18 protein-coding genes are annotated in these 23,961 nt (G+C 39.5%); 6 read left to right on the top strand and 12 right to left on the bottom strand.

The window, feature by feature from the left end:
• Positions 1-111 precede the first annotated feature (111 nt).
• The 3 genes from ATS76_RS15245 to ATS76_RS15235 all read left to right on the top strand — a co-directional run bounded on the left by ATS76_RS15245 (position 112) and on the right by ATS76_RS15235 (position 3,753).
• A complete protein-coding gene (locus tag ATS76_RS15245) occupies positions 112-768 on the top strand; it encodes a cytochrome b/b6 domain-containing protein (protein ID WP_058552764.1) in 657 nt (218 codons plus the stop codon).
• Positions 769-972: 204 nt separating this feature from the next.
• On the top strand, positions 973-1,542 hold the full coding sequence (locus ATS76_RS15240) for a hypothetical protein (protein WP_058552791.1): 570 nt from the start codon (positions 973-975) through the stop codon (positions 1,540-1,542).
• A 135-nt stretch (positions 1,543-1,677) separates the two neighbouring features.
• On the top strand, positions 1,678-3,753 hold the full coding sequence (locus tag ATS76_RS15235; RefSeq protein ID WP_058552763.1) for a S9 family peptidase: 2,076 nt from the start codon (positions 1,678-1,680) through the stop codon (positions 3,751-3,753).
• A 69-nt stretch (positions 3,754-3,822) separates the two neighbouring features.
• Here the strand turns inward: ATS76_RS15235 and ATS76_RS15230 are convergent, their stop codons facing one another.
• Positions 3,823-4,296 (bottom strand): Dps family protein, encoded by a 474-nt coding sequence (locus tag ATS76_RS15230; RefSeq protein WP_058552762.1) that lies wholly within the window; start codon positions 4,294-4,296, stop codon positions 3,823-3,825.
• 313 nt (positions 4,297-4,609) lie between these two features.
• On the opposite strand from ATS76_RS15230, the gene ATS76_RS15225 reads away from it, so the two are divergent.
• On the top strand, positions 4,610-4,819 hold the full coding sequence (locus tag ATS76_RS15225) for a hypothetical protein (RefSeq protein WP_058552761.1): 210 nt from the start codon (positions 4,610-4,612) through the stop codon (positions 4,817-4,819).
• Here ATS76_RS15225 and ATS76_RS15220 read toward each other — a convergent pair.
• Together ATS76_RS15220 and ATS76_RS15215 are read right to left on the bottom strand one after the other, a co-directional pair.
• Entirely contained in the window at positions 4,816-5,421 is a 606-nt protein-coding gene (locus ATS76_RS15220) for a PGAP1-like alpha/beta domain-containing protein (RefSeq protein WP_058552760.1), read from the bottom strand. The two genes, ATS76_RS15225 and ATS76_RS15220, sit on opposite strands and share 4 nt — an antisense overlap.
• A gap of 22 nt (positions 5,422-5,443) precedes the next feature.
• Entirely contained in the window at positions 5,444-5,980 is a 537-nt protein-coding gene (locus ATS76_RS15215; protein WP_058404720.1) for a YaeQ family protein, read from the bottom strand.
• A 90-nt stretch (positions 5,981-6,070) separates the two neighbouring features.
• On the opposite strand from ATS76_RS15215, the gene ylqF reads away from it, so the two are divergent.
• A complete protein-coding gene (ylqF, locus tag ATS76_RS15210) occupies positions 6,071-7,015 on the top strand; it encodes a ribosome biogenesis GTPase YlqF (RefSeq protein WP_058552759.1) in 945 nt (314 codons plus the stop codon).
• A 181-nt stretch (positions 7,016-7,196) separates the two neighbouring features.
• Here ylqF and ATS76_RS19235 read toward each other — a convergent pair whose 3' ends face one another.
• Together ATS76_RS19235 and ATS76_RS15205 are read right to left on the bottom strand one after the other, a co-directional pair.
• Complete coding sequence (locus ATS76_RS19235) at positions 7,197-7,355, bottom strand: formate--tetrahydrofolate ligase (protein ID WP_160327120.1); 159 nt, start codon at positions 7,353-7,355, stop codon at positions 7,197-7,199.
• Between the two features lie 33 nt (positions 7,356-7,388).
• Entirely contained in the window at positions 7,389-10,367 is a 2,979-nt protein-coding gene (locus tag ATS76_RS15205; protein WP_058552758.1) for a DUF3857 domain-containing transglutaminase family protein, read from the bottom strand.
• 505 nt (positions 10,368-10,872) lie between these two features.
• Between ATS76_RS15205 and fusA the strand changes: the two genes are divergently transcribed.
• Positions 10,873-12,957 carry an elongation factor G gene (gene fusA / locus ATS76_RS15200; protein WP_058552757.1) on the top strand — a complete coding sequence of 695 codons (2,085 nt, stop codon included), beginning with the start codon at positions 10,873-10,875 and terminating at the stop codon, positions 12,955-12,957.
• Positions 12,958-13,108: 151 nt separating this feature from the next.
• Here the strand turns inward: fusA and mdoH are convergent, their stop codons facing one another.
• The 7 genes from mdoH to ATS76_RS15165 form a co-directional block, all read right to left on the bottom strand.
• Positions 13,109-15,070 carry a glucans biosynthesis glucosyltransferase MdoH gene (gene mdoH / locus ATS76_RS15195; RefSeq protein ID WP_058552756.1) on the bottom strand — a complete coding sequence of 654 codons (1,962 nt, stop codon included), beginning with the start codon at positions 15,068-15,070 and terminating at the stop codon, positions 13,109-13,111.
• Positions 15,042-16,661, bottom strand: coding sequence for a glucan biosynthesis protein (locus tag ATS76_RS15190; RefSeq protein ID WP_058552755.1), 1,620 nt, complete (start codon positions 16,659-16,661; stop codon positions 15,042-15,044). Before ATS76_RS15190 ends, mdoH begins: the two co-directional genes overlap by 29 nt.
• 259 nt (positions 16,662-16,920) lie before the next feature.
• Positions 16,921-19,653 (bottom strand): ExeM/NucH family extracellular endonuclease, encoded by a 2,733-nt coding sequence (locus ATS76_RS15185; RefSeq protein WP_058552754.1) that lies wholly within the window; start codon positions 19,651-19,653, stop codon positions 16,921-16,923.
• A gap of 142 nt (positions 19,654-19,795) precedes the next feature.
• A complete protein-coding gene (hemB, locus tag ATS76_RS15180) occupies positions 19,796-20,806 on the bottom strand; it encodes a porphobilinogen synthase (RefSeq protein WP_058552753.1) in 1,011 nt (336 codons plus the stop codon).
• Between the two features lie 12 nt (positions 20,807-20,818).
• Positions 20,819-22,672, bottom strand: coding sequence for a sensor domain-containing diguanylate cyclase (locus tag ATS76_RS15175; protein ID WP_058552752.1), 1,854 nt, complete (start codon positions 22,670-22,672; stop codon positions 20,819-20,821).
• Complete coding sequence (locus ATS76_RS15170; RefSeq protein WP_058552751.1) at positions 22,672-23,457, bottom strand: TatD family hydrolase; 786 nt, start codon at positions 23,455-23,457, stop codon at positions 22,672-22,674. The genes ATS76_RS15175 and ATS76_RS15170 overlap by 1 nt, the downstream gene beginning before the upstream one ends.
• Positions 23,457-23,960, bottom strand: a complete 504-nt coding sequence (locus tag ATS76_RS15165) for a hypothetical protein (RefSeq protein ID WP_058552750.1) — start codon at positions 23,958-23,960, stop codon at positions 23,457-23,459. The genes ATS76_RS15170 and ATS76_RS15165 overlap by 1 nt, the downstream gene beginning before the upstream one ends.
• Position 23,961: the final 1 nt, after the last annotated feature.

Here is a 23,961-nt window from a genome sequence, read left to right as displayed (position 1 = left end):
TGCATTAGGCCAGTTATTAACGCATAAATTTTTATGTTTTCGCTGAAAATCTCTAGCTAGGGTTCAGATTAATTATTATTGAATAATAATGTTTTTTAGGGGGTAAATATAATGACAACAATAAAAGTATGGGATGGGTTTATTCGGTGTTTTCATTGGCTGTTAGTCATAAGTATTGCCGTTTTATATTTTAGTGTAGAAGAGGGGATGATTGAGCTACATTTTGTTGCTGGATTCTTTACTTTAGCGCTCATTATTACGCGGATAGTATGGGGGATCGTTGGCAGTAGAACAGCGAAATTAAGTGGCTTGATTCACTCACCTAAGGCTCTGTTTCATGGGTTAAAAAAGCCGGTAGACACCATAGGGCACTCTGCCCCAGGAAGCTATATGGTCCTTGCTTTTTTTGCGCTCATTTCAACGCAATTAATTACCGGGCTGATGAGCAGTGATGGCATTTTAACTGACGGCCCGCTTGTTGAATATGTATCGAGTGATGCCGTAGATTTTTCTAATTGGTTGCATCACCTCAATTTTGACATATTACTGTATGCAATAGGTTTGCACATAGCGGCAATTGTTGTATACCGAATCAAAGGTAAGCCTTTAGTCAAAGCAATGATCACCGGAGAAAATGCATTAAAATCAACCGATGTAGAAAGACCCGTAACTAAGTCGCCTTGGCTCGCGTGGGCTATATTTGTAGGCTTACTGTTATTGCTTGCATTTACTTGGGGGCAAGAGCCTTTACAGTACTTATTTGGATGAATTGGTTTTTAAAGCAATACTTAATTACTGGTTGTAAATCTCGGTTACATTCTTTTGTTTGATTGTTAAGTAGTGGACGCATATAATTAGTACTTTGCTGACAAGTGAGCTGTTCGTAGTATGACAGTATTACTTGTTGTTATTGGTGCTTTTTGTTTATTCATAATGAATAAACTATGTCACTCTTAAGGTGTTGCCGTGTTTATGCATACGTCGTTGGCCTGCGGGGAATGGTCAACAATTGGTTGCTTAAATCATCACACTCAATTATTTATTGGTGATGTGGTGAAAGTAACCTTTTACGACATGCAAGGAGAGCTCATTAGCTTATCGTTTGACTTTAAAATTACTTCGTTTGAACAAGGGGAGCCTCACGCTTGGCCGCGTTTGATAGCGGAACACATTAATGTTCATATTCCTTTGGTTAGTGCAGGAAAAATGACGGAACAAGGTTTAATCGTCGCTTATCGGAATAACAAAATCTTTGCATTGCAAAGTAGCGGTATATACAAAGCACATATTGATTTTCATTGTATTGCGAAATGCGACGAGCGTGAAGTAAGTACGCAACCTTATGAGTATGTTTACCCTGAACATAGCGAACGCTATAACGCGGGTACTAAAGTATTACAGCCAAAAGATGGTTGCATATATCAATGTAGGCCTTGGCCTTTTAATGAGTTTTGTCGAAAGGCAAAGGATACACAGTCAATATTTGAACCAGGTATAGGTAAAAGCTGGGCTATGGCTTGGCTGCAATTATCAACTAGGTAAAAACATGTTTCTTCCCATAGGTATTACAGGTTTAGGAATAAATCGGTTACCTTTAAGCCCACTCAACTATTGAGTGGGCTTTTTTATTTTTATGATAAACTGCGAACATTATTATTTTTTTAAATTTGGTTTTTTGTGCCTAGTTCAGACTATTCTTTAAGCGTATTGCCTCATTCCCCTGTTGCTAAAAAGCAGCCTAAAACACTCATTACTCATGATAAAAAGCGGATCGACGATTACTATTGGATGCGTGATGATGAGCGCAAAAATGAAAAAGTACTTGCGCACTTACAAGCCGAAAATAACTATTGCGATGAGCAATTAGTAAGCATTAAACCCTTGCAAAATACCTTGTTCGAAGAGTTAAAAGCGCGCATTGTAAAAGACGACAATTCTGTGCCAGTTAAAGATGGCAAATACTGGTATCACTCTGAAGTACGAGGTGACGATGAATATGCGCGTCATTATCGTAGCACAAGTATTAAAGCTGAAAATAAAGCCCTTTTGCTAGATGTAAACGAGCTTGCACAAGATTTTGAATTTTTTGACCTTGGGGAAGTTGCATTAAGCCCTAATGAGCAGCTTATGGCGTATTCACAAGATACTGAGGGTCGCCGTATTTATAACGTTCGCTTTAAAAATTTATCAACAGGCGAAATGCTTGCAGATGAGCTTGAAAATACAGAAGGCCAAGTTGTTTGGGCAAACGACAATAAAACCGTTTTTTATGTCAAAAAAGATCTGCAAACTTTATTAGGCTACCAAGTGTTTAGACATGAGCTGGGAAGTGAGCAAGATCAAGATGTTTTGGTATATGAAGAACACGACAGCAGCTTTTTTATGGGACTGGGTAAAAGCCGCGATGAAAGTCTTATTATTATAGACTTGGCGTCTACCGAGTCGAACGACACCTGGGTGCTTGATGCAAATAATCCGCAAGGTAATTTTAGTGCACTTATGCCGCGAGAAGAGTGCCATGAGTTCGATGTAGATAAGCTAGGCAATACGTTTTACATTGTTACTAACTGGCAAGCTAAAAACTTTAGGTTGATGACAGCAACCGAGCAGACCATTGCCGATAAAACTCAGTGGCAAGAGCATACAGCCCACAGAGAACATGTATTACTTGAAGGCGTTGAGTTATTTAATGACTTTTTAGTACTCAGCGAGCGTGAACAAGGCCAAGCACGGTTTGTTGTAGTAAACAAAGAAGGCGAGCGTATGGCGCTTGAGTTTGACGACCCTTGTTACTACGCTGCTGTTGCAATGAACCCAGAGCCAAATGTTATAACGGCGCGCATCTATTACTCAAGCTTAACCACTCCGGGTTCTTTATACGATGTTGACCTAAAAACGGGTAAAAAAACCTTGTTGAAACAACAAAAGGTACTAGGTGACTTTAACGCGACTGATTATCAATCTGAGCGGTTGATGGTTACCGCGCGTGATGGCGTTAAAGTTCCTGTTTCTGTTGTATACCGAAAAGACAGTTTTAATAAAGATGGCACCAACCCACTGTTTCAATATGGTTATGGGGCTTATGGTTACACAATAGACCCGAGCTTCTCTAGCACGTCGCTCAGTTTACTAGACCGTGGTTTTGTTTATGTGATAGCGCATGTGCGTGGCTCCGAAATGTTAGGCCGCAATTGGTATGAGCAAGGTAAAAAAACACATAAACAAAATAGTTTTAGTGATTTTATTGATGTAACAAAGGCGCTGATTGCACAAAACTACTGTGACAGTAGCAAAGTTTTTGCATCAGGTGGCAGTGCGGGAGGCTTACTTATGGGCGCCGTGCTTAATCAAGCCCCACAGTTATATTGTGGTGTAGGGTGTCATGTGCCATTTTTAGATGTACTGACTACGATGCTTGATGAAAGCATTCCGCTTACCACTAACGAGTATGATGAGTGGGGGAATCCTAGCGAGCCGCAGTTTTATGATGTAATAGAGGCGTATTCGCCTTATGACAATATAAGCGCACAAAATTACCCTAATATATTAGTCACTACAGGCCTGCATGACTCGCAAGTACAATATTGGGAGCCCATGAAGTGGGTTGCTAAAATGCGAGAATACAAAACAGATAATAATATTTTGGTATTTAAAACTGATATGGATGCAGGCCATGGTGGCGCATCTGGACGCTTTAAAAGCTTGGAAGAGAAAGCCCTTGAAATGGCATTTTTCATTGCATTACTTGAATGATATATGTTTTTAAATAGACAAAAGCCTCAGTGATAACTGAGGCTTTTGCAGATAAAAATAACGTTTAGCTTAATCTAAGTAAGCTTTTAGCATCCAAACTAGCTTCTCTTGTTCAGAGATGTAGTCACCCATTAATGATGCTGTACCTTCATCGCCTGCATCACCCGCTTGGTTTAAAATCTCACGTTGCTTTTTAATTAATGTACTGTAGCCCGCTAATATGTTTTCTACGGCAGTAACACCATCACTTATGCCTTTTGCTTCTTTAATTTCACTGACTTCAAGGTAATCTGAAAATGCATGTAATGGCGCCCCATCGAGCGTTAAAATACGCTCTGCAATTTCGTCTACTTTTAAAAGTAACAGATTATAAATTTCTTCAAACTTAACGTGTAATTCAAAAAAGTTACGGCCTTTAATGTTCCAGTGAAAACCACGAGCATTCATATACTGTATTTGGTAGCTGCTCAGCAGAGTATTAAGTGATTTTACAATATCGTCGCTTTTTTCGCTGTTTAAACCAATTGCATTTACTTGTGACATAACTTGCTCCTTAAAAAACCGATTGTTTGTTAACCTGAGAAAAGTATTACTTTTTAAGTTAGATTAGTAAAACTGTTTATATCTATATAGTTGATAGTTAAAACCTATTGCAAGACTGGTGAAAAAGTTTCTGTTGAATATATATAGATATGGGGTGTAATTATTAAAATCCACCAGTTTGTTGCGTAAAATATGATCTAAAACAAGCTTAGAAGGTGTTATTAAATTTGTTATTTTATTTTTTGATTTAGGTCAAAAATCACTCTTTTTGAAAGCGCATAATTATGGTGCTGAATTAATTAGGTGAGTGAACATGTACGCAAAAACAGGCAAACAAAATAAAGCAGAGTTAATTGTGGTATGTATTGCGCTGGTGGCATTTGTGCTCGGTTTGGTAGCTCATTTAGCGGGTGCGAGTATCGCTAACTCAGACGTGTTTGGTTATATAGCTGCGCCAATTCCGTTGGTGCTTGGGGTTATTGTTTTACTAAGTTATAAAATAGCTGAGGCAGCAGAAGATTAACTGCCTTCGGCTAAACACTTTAAAATATAATCGACCACTTCACGTGAGTAAATCATACTGGTATGGCTTAAGTGAAACACCTTGTGTTCTGCCATACCTTTTAGTTTAGTTTCGTCAAGAAGAACGGTACCGTCTGACTTGCTGCCTTTTACAATGAGAGGCATTAAGCCGATTGGGAGGTCGCCGGCAATACTATAAAGCTTAGCTTTAAATGGCCAGTTTCCATTTTGCGTGAGTAAAAACTCAACGCTATTTTTTAAAAAAGCCTCAAATCCTTTTTGCTTCATTTTTTGTGCGATGTGACTGCCTTGATGGGGGGTACCAAGCGTTACTACTTTTGTAACGAATTGGCTGGCGCCTGAGTTAGCTTCTAAGTAAGCTCTAGCTACTAATCCGCCCATAGAGTGGCATACTAAAGCTGTTGGTTCATAGCCAATAAACTCATCTATTTGTGTAAAAATAGCATCACGATTTGGGTCAAGCGTATTGTATGTAAGGTTTAACACGTTAACGCCTGAGCTCTCTAATCTAGAGCAAAGGGGGCGCATAACAAAGCCAGACATATACAAGCCATGTAAAACAATAACGTGTTTAACTTTCATATAACCCCTAAAGTAACTGCAATTACATTAATTGCTGTGGTTTTATCTCAATATTCGTATTATCAGTGTTCACCCATACCTCACCATCTTGAATGGTGACTGTAAGCTGTATGTTGCGATCAACTAGGGCTGCAAGTGCTTGTGTTGCTACATAGTCTAAACTAAAAATACTTAAATTTTTAAATTCGTACAATTTTGGTTGGTGTTTTTGCCACCATATTGCTTGGTTGTTCTCACCATAGGTATAAAGCACAACTTTTTTAGATTTATTACAGGCTTTTTTTAAGCGCTTTTCGTCTGGTAAACCCAGTTCAATCCACAGCTCTATTTCTTCGCTGTAATTAACGTGCCAAAGCTCTGGTTCGTCATCAGCGCTCAAGCCTTTTGTGAACTCTAAACCATCACAATAGTTAAGTGCAAACGCGAGAAGGCGGATCATTAACCGCTGGTCAGTTTCCGATGGGTGCTGAGCCAAAGTTAAATTTGTATCTTGATAAACATGGCGATCCATATCGCTAAGCGATAATTGTGCCTTCATAATGGTTGATTTAAGAGCCATAACAACTAATCTAAAAATATTTTCGCCAGTATAGCGCAATTAAATGAATTGCCAGTTAAAATAGCGCTAAATATACGTTAGGAGTTAAAAATGGCTATCCAGTGGTTCCCTGGGCACATGAATAAAGCCCGAAATGAAATTAAAGAAATAATGCCACAAATGGATGTGATCATTGAAGTGCTTGATGCACGCATTCCTTATAGTAGCGAAAACCCAATGGTGGCAACCTTACGCGAAGGCAAACCAGTCATCAAAATATTAAATAAGGCTGATTTAGCCGATCCTAAAATGACTCAAGTGTGGAAAGATTATTTTGAGCAAGAAAGTGGTGTTAAAGCCATTGCGTTTGGTCATGATAAGGCCGCTGAAGTACACCGTATTAATGAGCTTTGTAAGAAGTTAGTGCCGCATAAGGTGGGCGCCGACAAACAAATTAAAGCCATGATAATGGGTATCCCAAACGTGGGTAAATCTACGTTAATTAATGTATTAGCAGGTCGTATAGTGGCCAAAACAGGCAATGAACCTGCGGTTACTAAGGCGCAGCAACGCATTAAGCTTGAAGACGGCATTATGCTATACGATACGCCTGGTATGCTTTGGCCAAAAGTAGAGAACGAAAATTCAGGTTATCGTTTAGGTGCAACGGGTGCAATACGCGACACTGCACTTGAATACGAAGAGGTGGCAAGTTACACCGCTGAGTATTTATTGCATGCTTATCCTGATCTTTTAAAAACGCGTTATAAATTAGATGAATTGCCAGAAAACGATTGGGAATTTGTGGAAATGGCGGGTAAAAAGCGCGGCTGTATTCGTGGTGGTAACCAAATAGACACGTATAAAATGTCTGAAATACTTATTAACGAACTTCGTGATGGCATTATTGGTCGTATTACTATGGAAACACCAGCGATGCGGGAAGAAGAAGAAATAATGGTTGCTGGGTTACGCGCCGCCGCTGAAGCGAAAAAAGCAGCTAAAGAAGAAGAGAAAAAACAACGCCGTGCACGCGCACGAAAAAACCGCCGTTAAATTGTGAGCTTATGTGAGTATGTTGCTCACTAAATTACAGACATAAAAAAAGCCCGTAAGGGCTTTTTTAGTTTCATATCTACCGTCACCGATATGAGCAATGTAGCAAGTAAAATAGTAGGGCGGTTACTTATCATCAACATCAAGGGGCGTTGCGGTTAATAACAAGTAACCATAGCAGTTAACGTGCGCCACACGTTGTTTCAGGGTCGAGAAACAAATTATTCATTCCGTTACAAGGCAGTGTTTCACCTTGTTGATAGTGATTATCAATTAGATTTGCATGGCTGTCAATACTCAAATGCAAATAATTATCATTATCTTGCTGTGCGTTTTTCATTCTCTTATAAATCGGTATGTTAGCGTTAAATAACTATTCTTTTTTATTTTCACTCAAGCGTAAATTTATTTTATCTACGAGGACTTCATCGAGCTTATTAAACCTGCTAACAATAAGTAAAAAATCACTTCCATCTGTTTTTATTACTTTAATAGTGGTGTTATCTAGTTCAGTTTTACCGTATGAAGTTTCTATTTTATCAATGTCATTAAAGTGACTCAGGTCTGATTCAAGCTTTCCAGCATCGTTTTTGTAGTAGCTAAAAATATAATTTTCAGTTATTCCGTTTCCATCGTCTCGATAGTCAAACATGGCATCACTATAAAAATAGAGAACGTCTTCATTTTCTGGTGTTAGGCGGTTACGTTTGAAAAAGTGAGTTTGATAAGCCCATAACTTCTCGCCTTTTATTATAGCGCTATTAGGTAAAATATTAGCTTCTTGAAGCACACCAAATAGTAATATTGGCGCAAGCGCTAGTGATATAAGGTATTGCCTGACTCGCCAGTAAGAGTTGTAGTGCAACGCTTTTTGGTTGGTGTTTGCATGCTCTATGTAACTCACTAATGGAAGCCATAAAAAAGGCATAACCAGCAATGCGATAGTGGCGTACTCTTCCATGCGGTAAACCAATGTGGTTGCAAGTATTAATAAAAATGAAATAGCAGCCCCCCAGCTAGGGATTAGTTTACTTTTATTTGACTGCAATTCACTGTGTTGTTTCAGTGCTTGATAAAGCGGGTAATACCATAAAATGGCGAAAATACCGCGGGCAATAGGCATTATGTTGGCATTGTTTTGTTGCTTTATAGCTTTGAAGTTACGGTAGCTCCAATAATTAATATAAATACCTAAGCTTAAAATGCTGTAAATAATAAATTTACTGACTGATACCGCGTAAAATGGGCTACTTTCAAAAGTAGGGCGCTTGGCGGATTCGAGTCGCCAATCTGCAAAGAAGAAAATAAGCAATAAAAGGTAACCGGCGAGTGCATATTTAAGCCAGTTACCTCCTAGGTTATCGAGTATGCCGGCCGTTGTTTGAGGTACTTCAGATTTATCGGCGTACTTTAAAATTGAGTAGTGTGTGGCTGAAATAAGCTTGTTTCGTTGCGCTAGGTAATCGTTTATTTTATCAGCAGGTATATGGTCTTGTTTTGAATAAAAGTGGTAGCTTAGCGTTAAAACATTATCAGTAAAATTAACGGATGTTTTTAAGTAAAAGTAATCGTTATCAATTTCGTCTTGGCTATTATCAAACGCCCAGTTTTTTTCTGTAAAATGAAGCTTTATGCGGGTATCAATTATGTTGGGGTATTCAAAGTAAAATGGGTCTGTGCGATCAGTTTGTTTGGGCTCGTAAACACTGTTTTGTATTTCAGAAGCGTAAAAGTCAGCTTCATATCCGTCACTAGTTTCTTCCCAAAACTGGCCAATAAGGTACGACTCCCTAGTAATAAACTGGCCTGTTTGTTGGTCTTCACTTACGTCCATGGGTTTGTCAGTTTTGAGTTCATTAAAAAAATCTTGGTAGTACTCAAAGTATGACTTTGCAACGCTGTCTAGCCCGTTGCGCGCTAAATTACTTCTGCGATTAATAGCTTGAAACTCGGCATAAGAATATTCGGTGGTAAAATGGACAGGCTCTTTTACAGTATTAGGGATATAAAATTGATCATTTACTATTACTTTTTTATGCACAGGCGTTTGTGCCATGGAGGTTAAGGTACTTTCGCCATTTTTTATAATAAGGGCATAACCGTAATCAGGTTGTGCTAAATAGGGAAGTGTACCTCGTTGATAACTAATGGTTGGATCTAACCAGTAGCGATTACCTTCGTGAGTAAGTGTAACAATAACGTGGTTAAAAACACTTGCGGTGGCCGGTAGGTCTATTAAGCGCTTTGTTTCTTCTGTGTCTACAAGGGCAGGATGCGCCTCTATTTTCATCGCTTTTAATAACGAAATAAGTAGGGCTGTTTTGTCTTTACAGTCGCCATATCGTAAAGATAGCGTTTCTGAAGCAGGTGTTGGCTGATGAGAATTCGTTCCCATTTCTAAGCCTAAATAGCGTATTTCGTCTTGGCTAAAGCGTAATGCTGCGGTAATCCTATCGGCTGTATTAGTATGCTGTGCCTGTATAGATTGTGCTACGGCGTTAATGCTATTAGGTGTTTCGATTGCCGATTTATATAGTGGTAATGCCCAATTAACAACCTCGTCCCAACGGCTATATTCAGAGAGGTAAACTTGCATATAAGGGTTGTACCATGTGGGTGTTTCAGAGTCTTGTGTGAGTAACGGTGCTTCAAATTCAGAAATAGAGTAGTCAGTACCGTATTGATTATTTATTTGTTTTATTTCTACATTGCCATTCATTGTTCTTATATTAAGAGGTGTTTGCTTACCCCATAAAACACGCATTTTTTGTTGCACGACAGGCACAGACCATCTAAGAGTGCGCCGAGTACTAAATTTATTGGCGTAGATAGGGTTGCTGCCGGTAACACTGTAGCTATAGTCGAGCATATCTCCGCTTCGCATATCGTCAACAATAATATTTAAAGACAGCCTACCGTTATAAATTTTATCAGCTAGTTCAGATTCGCTTTGGATAACCGATAACCTTGCAGTTGAAAGTTTATTAATGCGTTTGCCCTCTCTGAGGATAGAAAGTGTATGCAGGGTTAATTTTTCATAGCTTGGGTCAAAACCTAGGTTTAGTTGACTTATGTAGTCAACGCCACTTTGGTTAAGTGCTTGCATAACTAAGCGTGTGTAACGTTGTTGCTTTTGACGTTCGGGGACATAGGTTTGGTTGTCGAGTAATAGGTAGAGTGTGCCATCGCGCACTTTTGTCATATCACTTATTTGGGGTTGTTTTACGTCATGTAGGGTGACCCAATCACCAGGTACATCTATTTTATATTGCGTAGCATAAGCAGGTACGTTAATCAGAAAAGAACTACATATTAGCAGCCAATAGGTAAAGTATAGAAATATCCGTTTCATTGTTAATTCTTATTATTTTTTATTAAAGCTATACCACGTTTGGGTTTATATAGTGGCCTGTTTCTTGTCAATATTACCATATGGAATGCAATGTGAAGAGCTTTAGTATTGTGTTATTTTTAAATGCTCGCTCTGCTTTGATTTTAATTAAATAAACCTTTCTTAAATGTGTACATGAAAGAATTTACGACTGTTTATTTATTTCTTAAAGGGCGCGGCTGCAATAAAAATAACTAAACATAACAATATACTTGATATAAATAATGCCCTTTAGGTCATCGATACAAAATTAAAAAGCATTATCTAAAACGCTATGTTTATGAAATAAAGCCTAACGTTTTTATTGGTTTATATAATAAACAGCGTGTTGTGCCGTTAATATATTCTCTTTGTAAAAAAAATATAGTGAATTGATTGCATTTTAAGCGACTTCTATGGTGATGTTCGCTTTAAGTAATGCTATACTCCCGCCGAATAATTTATCGACTTTATTAAGAGTAAAATAATGGCAGATTTATCGAAGTACAGAAACATTGGTATTTTCGCGCACGTTGATGCGGGTAAAACCACTACTACTGAGCGTATCCTGAAGCTTACAGGTACTATCCACAAAACAGGTGAGGTTCATGATGGTGAATCTACTACCGATTTCATGGATCAAGAAGCTGAGCGCGGTATTACTATCCAGTCTGCGGCAGTAAGCTGTTTCTGGAAAGATCACCGTTTCAACGTTATCGATACTCCTGGACACGTTGACTTCACAGTTGAAGTTTACCGTTCACTTAAAGTATTAGATGGCGGTGTTGGTGTTTTCTGTGGTTCTGGTGGTGTTGAGCCACAATCAGAAACTAACTGGCGCTACGCGAACGAATCAGAAGTTGCACGTATTATTTTCGTAAATAAATTAGACCGTATGGGTGCTGATTTTTACCGTGTAACTGAGCAAGTACGTAAAGTACTTGGTGCAGTACCATTAATCATGACTTTACCAATCGGTATTGAAGATGATTTTGTTGGTGTTGTAGACGTATTAGAGAAAAAAGCATACGTTTGGGATGACACTGGTCTTCCAGAAAACTACTCAATCGAAGACGTTCCAGCTGACATGGTTGACAAAGTTGAAGAATACCATGAAATGCTTATCGAAACTGCTGTTGAGCAAGACGATGACCTAATGGAAGCGTACATGGAAGGTGAAGTACCTTCTGTTGAAGATATCAAACGTTGTATCCGTAAAGGTACTCGTGACCTTGCGTTCTTCCCAACGTTCTGTGGTTCTGCATTTAAAAACAAAGGTGTTCAACTTGTACTTGACGCTGTTGTTGATTACTTACCGGCTCCTACAGAAGTTGATCCTCAACCTCTTATGGACGAAGAAGGTAATGAAAACGGCGAGTTTGCAATTGTTTCTGCAGACGAACCTTTCAAAGCGCTTGCATTCAAAATCATGGATGACCGCTTTGGTGCATTAACATTCGTACGTATTTACTCTGGTAAGCTTAACAAGGGTGACACTATCCTTAACTCGTTTACTGGTAAAACAGAACGTGTTGGCCGTATGGTTGAGATGCAAGCTGATGAACGTAAAGAGCTTACTTCAGCACAAGCGGGCGACATCATCGCTATCGTAGGTATGAAAAATGTGCAAACTGGTCACACTCTTTGTGATCCTAAGCACCCAGTAACACTTGAGCCAATGGTATTCCCAACGCCAGTAATCTCGATTGCTGTACAGCCTAAAGATAAAGGCGGTAATGAGAAAATGGGTGTTGCTATCGGTAAAATGGTTGCAGAAGATCCATCTTTCCAAGTTGAGACTGATGAAGATTCAGGCGAGACTATCCTTAAAGGTATGGGTGAGCTTCACTTAGATATCAAAGTTGATATTCTTAAGCGTACTTACGGTGTAGACCTTGTTGTTGGTCAACCACAGGTTGCTTACCGTGAAACGATTACTCGTGAGATCGAAGATAGTTACACGCACAAGAAACAATCTGGTGGTTCTGGTCAGTTCGGTAAAATCGACTACCGCATCAAGCCAGGCGAAGTTGCTTCAGGCTTCACGTTTAAATCATCAGTTGTTGGTGGTAACGTACCTAAAGAATTCTGGCCTGCAGTTGAGAAAGGCTTTAAATCAATGATGCAAGAGGGTGTGCTAGCTGGCTTCCCAGTACTTGACGTTGAAGTAGAACTTTTCGACGGTGGCTTCCACGCCGTGGATTCATCTGCAATTGCATTCGAAATCGCTGCTAAAGGCGCTTTCCGTCAATCAATCCCTAAAGCGGGCGCACAGCTTCTTGAGCCAATCATGAAAGTTGACGTGTTCACGCCAGAGGATCACGTTGGTGACGTAATCGGTGACCTTAACCGTCGTCGTGGTATGCTAAGTGACCAAGAAGCTGGTTTAACAGGCGTTCGTATTAAAGCTGACGTACCATTATCAGAAATGTTTGGTTACATCGGTTCACTACGTACTATGACATCAGGCCGTGGTCAGTTCTCTATGGAGTTCTCACACTACGCACCATGTCCAGCTAACGTATCTGAAACGGTAATCGCTGCAGAAAAAGAGAAAAAAGCGGCTAAGTAATTAGTCTTTTAAACTCTAAAAAAAACCCGCACATGTTGCGGGTTTTTTATTGGTTAAAGTTTTTTCTAGCTTCTGTGTAATCTATAGTTAGCAAATATTTTAAGCATAAAAAAAGGAGCGCTCAGCGCTCCTTTCTATTGTGATAGCACGGTTAATTAAACTTTCTGATTAACTTTGCTTTGAGGGTTTTTATTTTTAGCTTACGAACACGATGAAAGCGCTGTACTGGCATTGTTGTTAATTGCTCTGCTGGTAGTGCTGGTAAAGTTTCAGGGTATTGTCCTTTACTTGGTACTAATATGCTTTTCAGGTGCCCCTTAAGTGCAGCTAGCGTTTTATCGTTATCGACTTCACTCGGACATATAAATATACCTAGTTTTCTGAGTGCGATGCCAAACTCAATACTGCTTGAGTAACGAACAATAGGTGCTGCAAGTAGCAACCCTAATAAAATAGGGGACAACCACCAGAAAAATACAGGGGTAAAATAATAAGCAATACATCCCCAAGCAACCGCAACGACAGTCGAAAACAGTGTATAACCAAACGCTTCTTTCCATGACACCATGCGGCCTTCTCGTGGTTGAGCATCCCATGTTACCTTTTTACCTAAAAACACGCATATAACAAAGTAAGCATGGAATACCATCATCAATGGGGCTACTACAACGGCAAATATAGTTTCAATGACTGAACCAGCTATGAGTTTAATTGACCCACCAAAACGCTTGTTTCTATGTATTAAAGTGACAATTAAACCCATTAACTTAGGCAGTAGTAAAATAACAATGGTTAGGTAAAGTAATGAATCAATTAAATCTGTTTTTGCAATCTGCCAAGTAGGAAATAACTGATAAGCACGGTTAAAGTAAACATCACTATTAAGTGCGCGGGTAACGGCATCAATAGTACTTAATGCGAGCATTGACAGCCAAATAAGCGACGATATATATGCTGTGGCACCCAGTAAAAAATGAAATTTACTCATAAGCTTTAATTTATTTGATGATAATAAACCAAGGTGTTGAATATTGCCTTGTACCCAGCGTCTATCACGAATTGCGTAGTCTAAAATATTACTTGGAACCTCTTCATAGCTACCTTCAATTTCAGATAACAACAGGACATCCCAACCAGCTGAGTGGAGTAAAGAAGCTTCAACAAAGTCGTGGCTGAGAATTTCACCACCAAAAGGTGCATTTCCTTTTAACGTAGGTAAGCCACAACATTTTATAAAGGCATCGATTCTAATTATTGCGTTATGTCCCCAGTAATTAGCTTGATCGGTTTGCCAAAAAGCAGAGCCCGTAGCAAGCATTGGGCTGTAAAGCACTGATGCAAACTGTAAAAAACGGCCAAAAAAGGTATTTTGACGAACAGGAATAGGGATAGTTTGAATAAGGCCCGCTTGCGGATTATTGAGCATGCTAGTTGTGAGCTCAAGCATACACTTGCCAGTCATTATACTGTCTGCATCAAGTACAATCATATGATCGTATTTACTGCCCCAACGCTCACAAAAATCTGTTAAGTTGCCTACTTTTCGATGTTTATTGTCTTCACGGCGACGGTAAAAAATATGTTTAGCAGTATCATCTAAGCGTTCACACAGTGCATGCCATGCACTGAGTTCATTGTTGGCTATTTGTGGGTCTTGTGTATCGCTTAGCAAATAAAAATCAAAGTGTTCAAGCTGTCCCGTTTCTTTAAGTGACGCTAGGCTTACTTCAAAACCAGCAATTACACGATGTGTGTCTTCATTGTAAATAGGCATTACAACCGCTGTTTTTTGCTTAGCAATAGCTTGGGCATGAATCGCGATTGGTTTTATGCGCTTTAAGGTAAGTGGATCGATACGAAATAGCTGTAATACAAACCCTATTGTACCGCTACAAAAGGCCGTCACTATCCATGCAAATGTAATTGAGAATAAAACAAGTAGTGCATACTCAAGTGGGGTCATGCCGTTAGAGTTAAGTATGTCGAACATGATTGATATGCCATAGCCAGATATGAAAATAGCGGCAATTGCAAACAACCATATACGAGCAGTTTTAAATGGCATAGGTGTTTCTTTGTTTTGCTTACTTGATGTCATTTGGATACCAAACATAGCTCCATACCTCACTAATTTCTTTATTACGTAGTTTTAACGATAAGCGCATATCAACCGGACTGTCGTCTTGTGGTGCAATTTTAAAAGCAACACGCCAGCCGTATCCATTAGGCAACTTTTGAACGGATACATCGCTTACTTCACCTGTGGTAAGTTGAATATCGGCATCTAACTTAAGTTGCTCAGAGAGAGCATCTAGAGCAGGGCCTGAAAAATCAACAGTGAATTGACGATGACTTTGTGGTGGCGGGTTTTCTTCACCCGGCAAGGCTGCACTGCCGATACGAGTACGAACTACATGTGCTTTTTCATGTTTGTTTAAACTGCTATTAAACGTACTCATTGTGTAGCTCAGCTGTAATGAATCACCTGCTTTAAAGGGTTTTTCTGGTACCCAGTAGCTAACAATATTGTCGTTCGTTTCAGTATTAGTTGGAATTTCGACTAGCTCAACACGGCCATTGCCCCATTCACCCAGAGGTTCGATCCACAAACTTGGGCGATCATGGTAATGCGCCTCTATGTCAAAGTAGTTATTAAAGTCACGGTCGCGTTGTGCAAGACCAAAGCCTTTAGGGTTTTCATATGCAAATGACGTAACACTTAGTTGCGATGGGTTATTTAGTGGGCGCCATACCCATTTATCATCCTGTGATTGAGTTAACAAACCATCAGAATCATGTACCTCAGGGCGGTAATCATCAAAAAACTTAGTACTGTTTTCACCGTGGTAGAACATGCTGGTTAGCGGTGCTATGCCTAATTTTTTTACGTCTTTGCGTGCAAATATTTGCATGTCTATTTTAACCGTTGTGCTGGTAGTGGGGTTAATATTAAATTTGTAAGCCCCAGATACTGATGGGCTATCAAGTAATGCAAACAGTACAACGTTAGTTTGTTCTGCTGTCGGTTTTACAAGCCAAAACTCTTTAAACATAGGGAACTCTTCCCCAGACGCGAGCGCTGTATCAATTGCTAATCCGCGAGCTGAAAGGCCATAAACTTGGTTTGGGCCGACTACACGAAAATAAGACGCCCCTTGAAACACCATAATTTCATCTTTATATTTATCAGTATTTAAAGGGTAGTGAAGTCTAAACCCTGCGTGGCCAAGTTGTGTGTTGGTCGTGCTTTTAGTTAACTCATCCTTTAGTGGTGCGCTTGTCCCATCGTAATTATAAAAGTCAGTATTAAAAGGAAGCCTGCTGTGTTTTGAGTCGCTATCAACAGTATTGATTGTCACCGGTGTTTTGTACAAAAAACCAGGATGAAATAACTGTAATTCATACAAACCATCATCTTTCCAAACAGCTTGATCTTGCTTAAAACGAATGGAGCGGTAATCTTGATAATTAATGTTATTTAGTGAATCAAGTTCAATATTGTTAGGGGCCTTGTAGTCTTCACTGGCTAATTTTTTTGCACGTGCACTGATCACATCAAATAAACTACTTTGTGAAATAGAGGCTTTGGTGGTGCTTGCTAATACTTGGTTACTAACTGCACATGTTGAAAGTGCAATAAATAAACCCAAAATCGACTTAGTATGAGACTGCCATCGTGTTGTAAATTTGATAAGTTGCTTCATTTTTTCTTCCTTTATGAAAACGGCTAGGTCACATTTAAAAGTGATTTTTTTACTTAATGGGTAAGCCTAAATTAATATTTAAATTTGATGTTAAGTACTGACTTTGAGGGGGTCGCAAAGTTGTATTCAATAAAAAATTAAATATGTTTACCTAACACAAAAGATATTAAGGGAGGGTAGCTGAAGCTTGTCTGAATTATTTTTACAGAGGAATAAAAAAAGCCGCAAGAGCGGCTTTTTGTTAATTACTTTATGTTACTTATTTCTTTTTAAAGCGACGCACAATAGAAAGTGGCGCTAAAAGAAGAGACAGCCAAAGTAAAGAGCCTGCATCGTTATCATCATCTGAACGTAAGTTGTTTACTTTTACAGCAACTTTTTCAGCTTTTGATACGTTACCAACACTATCTTCTACTTGTACAGTAAACGTGATTCGGTTTTCAAATTCATAATCAATTTCACCAGCAACAATTAGCTGGCCTTGATTGTTAATTGAGACACTATCGTTCTCTGATATGATGAATTTAACAACAGGTGAATCTTCAGGATTCGGATCTGCGTAATCAAGCATACCAATTACGGTACCTACAGCACTGTTTTCATCAATAGAGAAAACTTGATCTGGAGCAACAACAGGGGTTTGCTCTTCTGGTGTAAGTACAATTTCAGATTTGATATCAACAATCACAGGATCATGATCAGACGCGCGGTATGCACTTTCTGAGTAAAGCGTTGACTGGTGACCTTCGCTCTTAAACTCTACATTGTAATCAAGTACGATAGGCTCGTCGGCATTGATGTGCCAATCTTTAGCTGCCACTACCTTGCTAAGTAAAGACTCTGTAGCTACAGCGTGGTCAAGACTACCAGCACGGCCAGAGAAGCTGTAAGAGTAGGCTAGTGTGTTACCATCAAGCTCAGCCACAACATTTTTGTAACCTTTTTCGTCAAATTTGCGAATTGGATCTTCCATCGCGTAGGCGTTCATATCACCCACTAAGATAATATCTTCGTCGTCTACACCTGTTGGTTTGCTATCTAACCAATCAGCAAATGCGCTTGCACCTTCTGTACGGATTTCATTCCAACATGCTTGCCCATCGTTTTGATCTTCATTAGCACCACTTGCACTACCACAACCGCCTTTTGATTTTAAATGGGCGACTGCAACAGTAAATACTTCTTGCGACTCTAACGATTTAAAGCTTTGTGCGATAGGTGTACGGTTGCTGAAATCAAATGGTGCTGCGGTAGTGATTGCAGCAGACCCTACTTCTTCAACTTTATTTGCGCGGTAAATAAGTGCTGTTGTAATTGCGTCAGTACCTACTTGGTTAACATTAAAGTCTACAAAAGCATATTCGTTTGCACTGTCAGCATCATTCAATGCGTTTACTAAACTTGCAATAGCACTAAACTCACCAAAGCCATCGTTTTCAATTTCCATTAAACCAACAACGTCAGCTTGCATTGCGCTAATTGCACTTACTAGCTTAGCTTCTTGGCGAACCAACTCTTCAAGAGAGTCTGCACCACGGCTAGTTGGGAAACCAGCGCCTTGGCCGTCACCATTGAAGTAATTTAGAACGTTAAAGCTTGCAACACGTAGGTCTGCTTCAGGGTGTAATTCAGGTGCGTCCTCACGTGGGTTAGTTGCGATAAACTGCGGTGCAACCGTTGGGTGAATACGATATGTGCTAAAGCTGTACGCTAATGCACCTGTTACGCTGTTTACACTATCGCCTGTACGTAATGTGTTTTCTGCTGATAAACCTGGGGTCGGGTAAGCAGTGGGATCTGAGTTTTGAGTTGTTGAACCGTCATCAACTAAGATTTTTTTAGTTAAGTTTTCTACTTCAACTGCATTAGCTGCATCGCCAGGCATAGCAACTTGTGTGCCTTGGTATAAACGTTCTGTTGCCAGCTCAACTTCACCGTAACGGCCTAAACCAAAGTTATTTGTTACAACTAACTCTTGGTCTAAAGTTACCAGCATGCCTTCAAAGGCTTCTAAATCATCTTGGCTTGCCAAAGGTAAAGAAATTTTAGTGGCGCTTACTGATTGGCCTGTTGCACATACAGCAACTTGAACAACATCAGAAATTTGCGTTGAATCGAAGTATTCATCAACTGTACCCTGAACACGAACGTGATCGCCAACGTTTACATCGGTATCTGCAAAGTAAACAAATACACCCTCAGAAGTTAGTGGGTTTGTATCCTCATCAGCGGCAAGTGAAGTTAAAAAGAAGCCTTTAAGTTCATCATCGCCTTGGAAGTCGGCAGTAACAACACCTTCTAATTCTACTAATGTATCTACAAGCGGGCTTTCGTTACCTTCGCCTTGAATAGCGCTAATTAGCGTTTTATCAGCAGCACATACGATTGGCTCAATTGGATCTGGTTCAGGCTCTGTTCCGCCACCATTACCCGCGTGAGAACCTAGACCAGTAAATTCATTTTGATCGAACTGCGCCCATTCTTCGCTAGGGTTAAAGCTTGCATCAGGATTAACACGACCTGTCACTATTCCATCTTTGCGTCTTAATGTTTTGTTTGCTGTTTCTACCCCGCCTTCTGACCAAGATGAGCCAGGATCTACACCACGTTGGCCGAAGCTATCAACAACTGTTGTTCCTTTCACCAAAACTAAAGCATCATCACCATTAAAGTTTACTACGGAGTCAGATAAATCTGCTTTTGCAATAAGGCCTGCATCAGCTCTTGAGTCAGCATTAACAATAACATAAGTGCTATTAGCAGCAAGAGTACCGCTTAACGTTAATTCAGTAGAAACAGTGCTAGAGCCATTAGAGTAGCGCTGCAATGTGTAATCACCTAGAGAGATTTCCGATGATGATGTGTTATATAGCTCTATCGCTTTATTATAGCCACTACCTTCAACATACTCAGATATGATTAAGTTAGCGGACGCTGGTGCACTAAGACCTGCTAGTACAAGCGCCAGTGGCGTTATTTTTGTTTTTAACATTTTTTTATTATTCCCGTGTATTTAAATCCCAAAATGGGACTCCAGTTTAGAGAATCTAAATGACAAAAAGTAATACAACCATGTAACTTAATGTAAATGAATGTAAACAAAAAGGCGGTTTTACCGCCTTTTTATCAATAACTTACTTTTTAGTGAGGTATTGTGCGGCTTGTTTAGCAAAGTAGGTTAATATTCCGTCAGCTCCTGCACGCTTGAAAGCAAGTAAAGACTCTATAATTGTGGCCTCCTCACTTAACCAACCGTTATCAATGGCGGCTTTGTGCATTGCGTACTCCCCGCTGACCTGATATGCGAAAGTAGGTACACCAAATTCGTCTTTTACGCGGCGCACAATATCAAGGTAGGGCATACCGGGTTTAACCATCACCATGTCGGCACCTTCTTGTAAATCAAGTGCGACTTCTCTAATTGCTTCATCTGAGTTGGCGGGATCCATTTGATAGTTTTTTTTGTTGCCCCCTTTTAAGTTACCTGCAGAGCCAACAGCGTCTCTAAAAGGCCCGTAGTAGCTAGAGGCATACTTAGCTGAGTAAGCCATAATACGTGTATGAATATGGCCATCTGCTTCAAGTGCTTCGCGAATAGCGCCAATACGACCATCCATCATATCAGATGGGGCAACTACATCTGCGCCTGCCTCGGCGTGCGAAAGCGCCTGCTTAACAAGAATTTCAGTGGTTATGTCATTAATTACATAACCTTTATCATCAATAATGCCGTCTTGACCATGAGTAGTAAATGGGTCAAGGGCTACATCGGTAATAACCCCAAGCTCAGGAAAAGCTTCTTTTAAAGCGCGCACAGTACGTTGTGCTAAGCCATCTTCATTAAAGGCTTCTTCAGCCATCAGGGATTTTTTGTCACCAGGAGTTACCGGAAAAATAGCCACGGCAGGTACACCTAAATCTACAAGCTCTTTTGCTTCTTCAAGCAAAAAATCAATCGATAAACGTTCAATTCCAGGCATAGATTCGATGACTTCTCGGCGATTTTTACCTTCTAGTACAAAAACAGGGTAAATAAGGTCATTTACGCTAAGTTGGTTTTCGGCCATTAGACGACGAGAAAAGTCATCACGGCGCATTCTGCGCATACGAGTATACGGGAAAAGGTCTAGTCCAGATTGGGCCATATTACTATGCTCCTAATGTATAGTTTCAAAATTAACAACTTGGTTACGACCTTGTTGTTTAGCGCTATAAAGTGCTTTATCTGCGCATTCCGTGAATAACTCAGGGGTATTCATATCATCAGCGATAAATGTATAGACACCGGCACTAATCGTAAATTTAACCTCAGCACCAGCAACAATGACTGGGTTTTGGTATATATGTAGTCGTATTTGTTCTGCTATATCAAAAGCGCCTTGGTTTGCAGTGTTAGGGAGTAAAATTACAAACTCCTCACCGCCATAGCGAGCGACCTCATCCAGCGGTCGTTTCAAAAAGCGTTTGATAATATCAGCAGTTGCTTTTATAACGTTATCACCGCTTAAGTGTCCGTAGGTATCGTTAATTGTTTTAAAGTGATCGATATCAATCATAATAATACTTAGCGGTGTTTGTTCTCTTCGTGAACGACGAAGTTCCATTACCAGCTTCTTATCAAAAAAGCGGCGGTTTTTAGCGCCTGTTAACGCATCTTCTGTATTAAGTTGTTCAAGCTCTCTGTTTTTTTCTTCAAGCTCTCTAAGTGTTACTTGTAGTTCAAACGTACGCTCGTCTACTTGTGATTCAAGCTCGTACTGAGCTTCTTCTTGCAATGCGAGCCGCTCTTTTAAGAGTGTATCTTGCGCCGTATTCTCTGCTATCAAGGTTTGTTGTTCGATTATCTGCTCATCTCGTTCAGTTATGAATTGCTTCATAACCGCGTAACATAAGCAAAAGGTACAACCAAAAAAGAATACAGATATAATGATCAAACCCATTGTTTCGAAGGTGTACCACCCCATTACGGTTATAACAAAATAAACCGCTACTGCATTAAAAAAGCCCAAAGCTAGTAATAAGGCATTTTTAGATTTTGAAGGGTGGCCGCGAGTAGATAAGTAGGTTGTTAAAAGATACAAACTCAAAACAATAGGGGTTATTATTAGGCAATATGTAGTGATTAACCAGTCAGGAAGTAGCCAAATAAATAATAGAGATACCGCGAGCAATTTTGTTATTAACTTTTGCACGCGTGCTATTTTGCAAGTGTGTAGCTTGCACATTTGTAGCTGTAAAGGGAAAAACAAAAGCGCGATTAAAATAAGTAATATTGGCATTATTACTTGTTGAATTGCAGGAATACTCGGGTGTAAATAACGAAAGCCAAACCCGCCTAAATACGCTAAAAAAAGGCCTAGCGTGAAAGTGATCGCTCCCGCTAGTGCAAAATAGCGCTTTCGAGTAAATCCATACAAAAGTATACAGCTTAATGCTAGTGCTGCCAAAAAGCCGACCATTAATCCATAAACTAAGTTGAAGCCTTCTTTTTTAGTTAAATAAATATCTTGTTGCCATAAACTAATCGGAATACGTAAACCTGATGGATTGTTAACCTTAAGAATAACCCGAGTTGTGGAGCTTGCTGGAAGCGTCAGTTTAGCTAACAAAAACTCACTTTTTATGGGGCGTTCATTAAGTGAGAATGAATCACCCAGCCTAATTTCTGACAATATCTGTGCATTATTTAAGTGAAAAAGCTGAACTTCATTTAAAAATGGATTGTCTATTAAAATTAATGGGCTAAAGCGACTATTTAACGTGTTATTTATTTCAAACGAGATCCAAACAGGGCGACTTTCTAGGCCAAAGTTTAAAAGTTTTTGATTAACCGAACGCCATTTATTAGGTTCAAGTTGTAAAGCCGTTTCTATCGATGAAGGCTCAAAAGAATAAGTAAGATTTGTAACGATATGGGACGAAAAACCTGAATGTATTACTACGGTAGACGCAAGGCTTTTAAAAGTGAAAAGCACTATAAGTAGGAAAATAGTGGCCTTTAAACTGTTCATTAACGAGTTTCTAAACCAAAAACAGTATAAAAGTTATCTGTTGTTTGCTTAGCAATAACATGAGGCTCAAGTTGGTAAAGTTCAGCAATTGTTTGGCAAATATAGGGCAGCAATGAAGGCTCGTTTTTGCGAGACTTCGGTTTAGTTTTAACTGTTCGTGGAATTAAAAAAGGCGCGTCAGTTTCAATAAGTAGGCGATTTAAGGGAATACTTGGGATTAAAGATTGCAGTGCTTGTCCGCGCCTTTCATCACAAACCCACCCAGTGATACCAATGTATAAGCCTAATGCTAAATAGCGCTTTAATGCGTTTTCATCTCCTGTAAAGCAGTGGAGTATGCCACGTACATTAAACTCGCTAAGAATATTGATCATGTCATCACTCGCATCACGTTCATGCAAATAAACCGGTAAATTTAACTGTTCGGCTAGCGCAAGTTGGCGCCTAAATACGCTGCGTTGAATATCTCGAGGGGAAAAATCACGGTTATAATCTAGCCCACACTCACCAATCGCAATAACCTGAGGTTGATTGGCAAGCAATGTTAATTGACTCTCTAGCGAATCAGTTGCTGTTTTGGCATCATGTGGATGAATACCAGCGGTCGAAAAAAGTTGATAGGTTTTAGCTAACGCTAAAGATTGTTCACTCGATGAAAGGTCACAACCAATAAGCAGCATTTTTTCAACACCCGCGCTTTTGGCGCGGGTAATGACATCCAAATGCTCATCATCAAACTGGTGGTTTGTTAAGTTAACTCCAGCATCAACCAGTGTGTAAGACATTACTTGGTTCGTTTAACGCGAATAGAACGGTTTTGACCATCTTTACTAAGTAAAAATGAATTAAATACCCCGCGGGTAATGGTTACAGCATCAGACGCTTTTAAGCGTATGCTATCAGAGCCAATTTGACGCCATTTTTGGTTATTATTTAATGTAATAATGAGTTCACCATAAAGGGCTTTTTCAACTGATGTTATCGTTGCTTTAATTTCACTTTCTTTATTTTTTTTATCTTGTTTATGTTCTAGGCCAAAGTCATCTTTTGGCGCATCAACCACTGCTACAGCAGGAGTACTTGTTGAAGTGCTTGGGGCAGTAAGCTTTTGAGTCACTGTTGGTTTTGTAAGTGATTTTCCTGCCATTGTATTGTCGTAACATAATAGACGGTTAAAATCATTTTCGATAAAGCTACATGCTTTTAGTGCTTGTGTATTAATGTCTGACTGCGCAGAAAATGCAGGTGCGCTTAATATAACCAGTAGTGAGAGTATTTGTTTTTTCATT

Origin of the sequence: Pseudoalteromonas sp. 10-33 (assembly GCF_001469195.1) — a bacterium.
Lineage (GTDB): Bacteria > Pseudomonadota > Gammaproteobacteria > Enterobacterales > Alteromonadaceae > Pseudoalteromonas.
Note: the sequence above shows the minus strand (reverse complement) of the source record. Positions and strands in the feature narration are given on the sequence as shown.

Bases quoted from the DNA above. Each gene is read 5' to 3' on its own strand.
- fusA (WP_058552757.1), top strand. From the start codon at position 10,873: ATGGCAGATTTATCGAAGTACAGAAACATTGGTATTTTCGCGCACGTT.
- ATS76_RS15245 (WP_058552764.1), top strand. From the start codon at position 112: ATGACAACAATAAAAGTATGGGATGGGTTTATTCGGTGTTTTCATTGG.
- ATS76_RS15220 (WP_058552760.1), bottom strand. From the start codon at position 5,421: ATGAAAGTTAAACACGTTATTGTTTTACATGGCTTGTATATGTCTGGC.
- ATS76_RS15185 (WP_058552754.1), bottom strand. From the start codon at position 19,653: ATGTTAAAAACAAAAATAACGCCACTGGCGCTTGTACTAGCAGGTCTT.
- mdoH (WP_058552756.1), bottom strand. From the start codon at position 15,070: ATGTTTGGTATCCAAATGACATCAAGTAAGCAAAACAAAGAAACACCT.
- ATS76_RS15175 (WP_058552752.1), bottom strand. From the start codon at position 22,672: ATGAACAGTTTAAAGGCCACTATTTTCCTACTTATAGTGCTTTTCACT.
- ATS76_RS15170 (WP_058552751.1), bottom strand. From the start codon at position 23,457: ATGTCTTACACACTGGTTGATGCTGGAGTTAACTTAACAAACCACCAG.
- hemB (WP_058552753.1), bottom strand. From the start codon at position 20,806: ATGGCCCAATCTGGACTAGACCTTTTCCCGTATACTCGTATGCGCAGA.
- ATS76_RS15165 (WP_058552750.1), bottom strand. From the start codon at position 23,960: ATGAAAAAACAAATACTCTCACTACTGGTTATATTAAGCGCACCTGCA.
- ATS76_RS15240 (WP_058552791.1), top strand. From the start codon at position 973: ATGCATACGTCGTTGGCCTGCGGGGAATGGTCAACAATTGGTTGCTTA.
- ATS76_RS15215 (WP_058404720.1), bottom strand. From the start codon at position 5,980: ATGGCTCTTAAATCAACCATTATGAAGGCACAATTATCGCTTAGCGAT.
- ATS76_RS15225 (WP_058552761.1), top strand. From the start codon at position 4,610: ATGTACGCAAAAACAGGCAAACAAAATAAAGCAGAGTTAATTGTGGTA.
- ATS76_RS19235 (WP_160327120.1), bottom strand. From the start codon at position 7,355: ATGAAAAACGCACAGCAAGATAATGATAATTATTTGCATTTGAGTATT.
- ATS76_RS15190 (WP_058552755.1), bottom strand. From the start codon at position 16,661: ATGAAGCAACTTATCAAATTTACAACACGATGGCAGTCTCATACTAAG.
- ylqF (WP_058552759.1), top strand. From the start codon at position 6,071: ATGGCTATCCAGTGGTTCCCTGGGCACATGAATAAAGCCCGAAATGAA.
- ATS76_RS15230 (WP_058552762.1), bottom strand. From the start codon at position 4,296: ATGTCACAAGTAAATGCAATTGGTTTAAACAGCGAAAAAAGCGACGAT.
- ATS76_RS15205 (WP_058552758.1), bottom strand. From the start codon at position 10,367: ATGAAACGGATATTTCTATACTTTACCTATTGGCTGCTAATATGTAGT.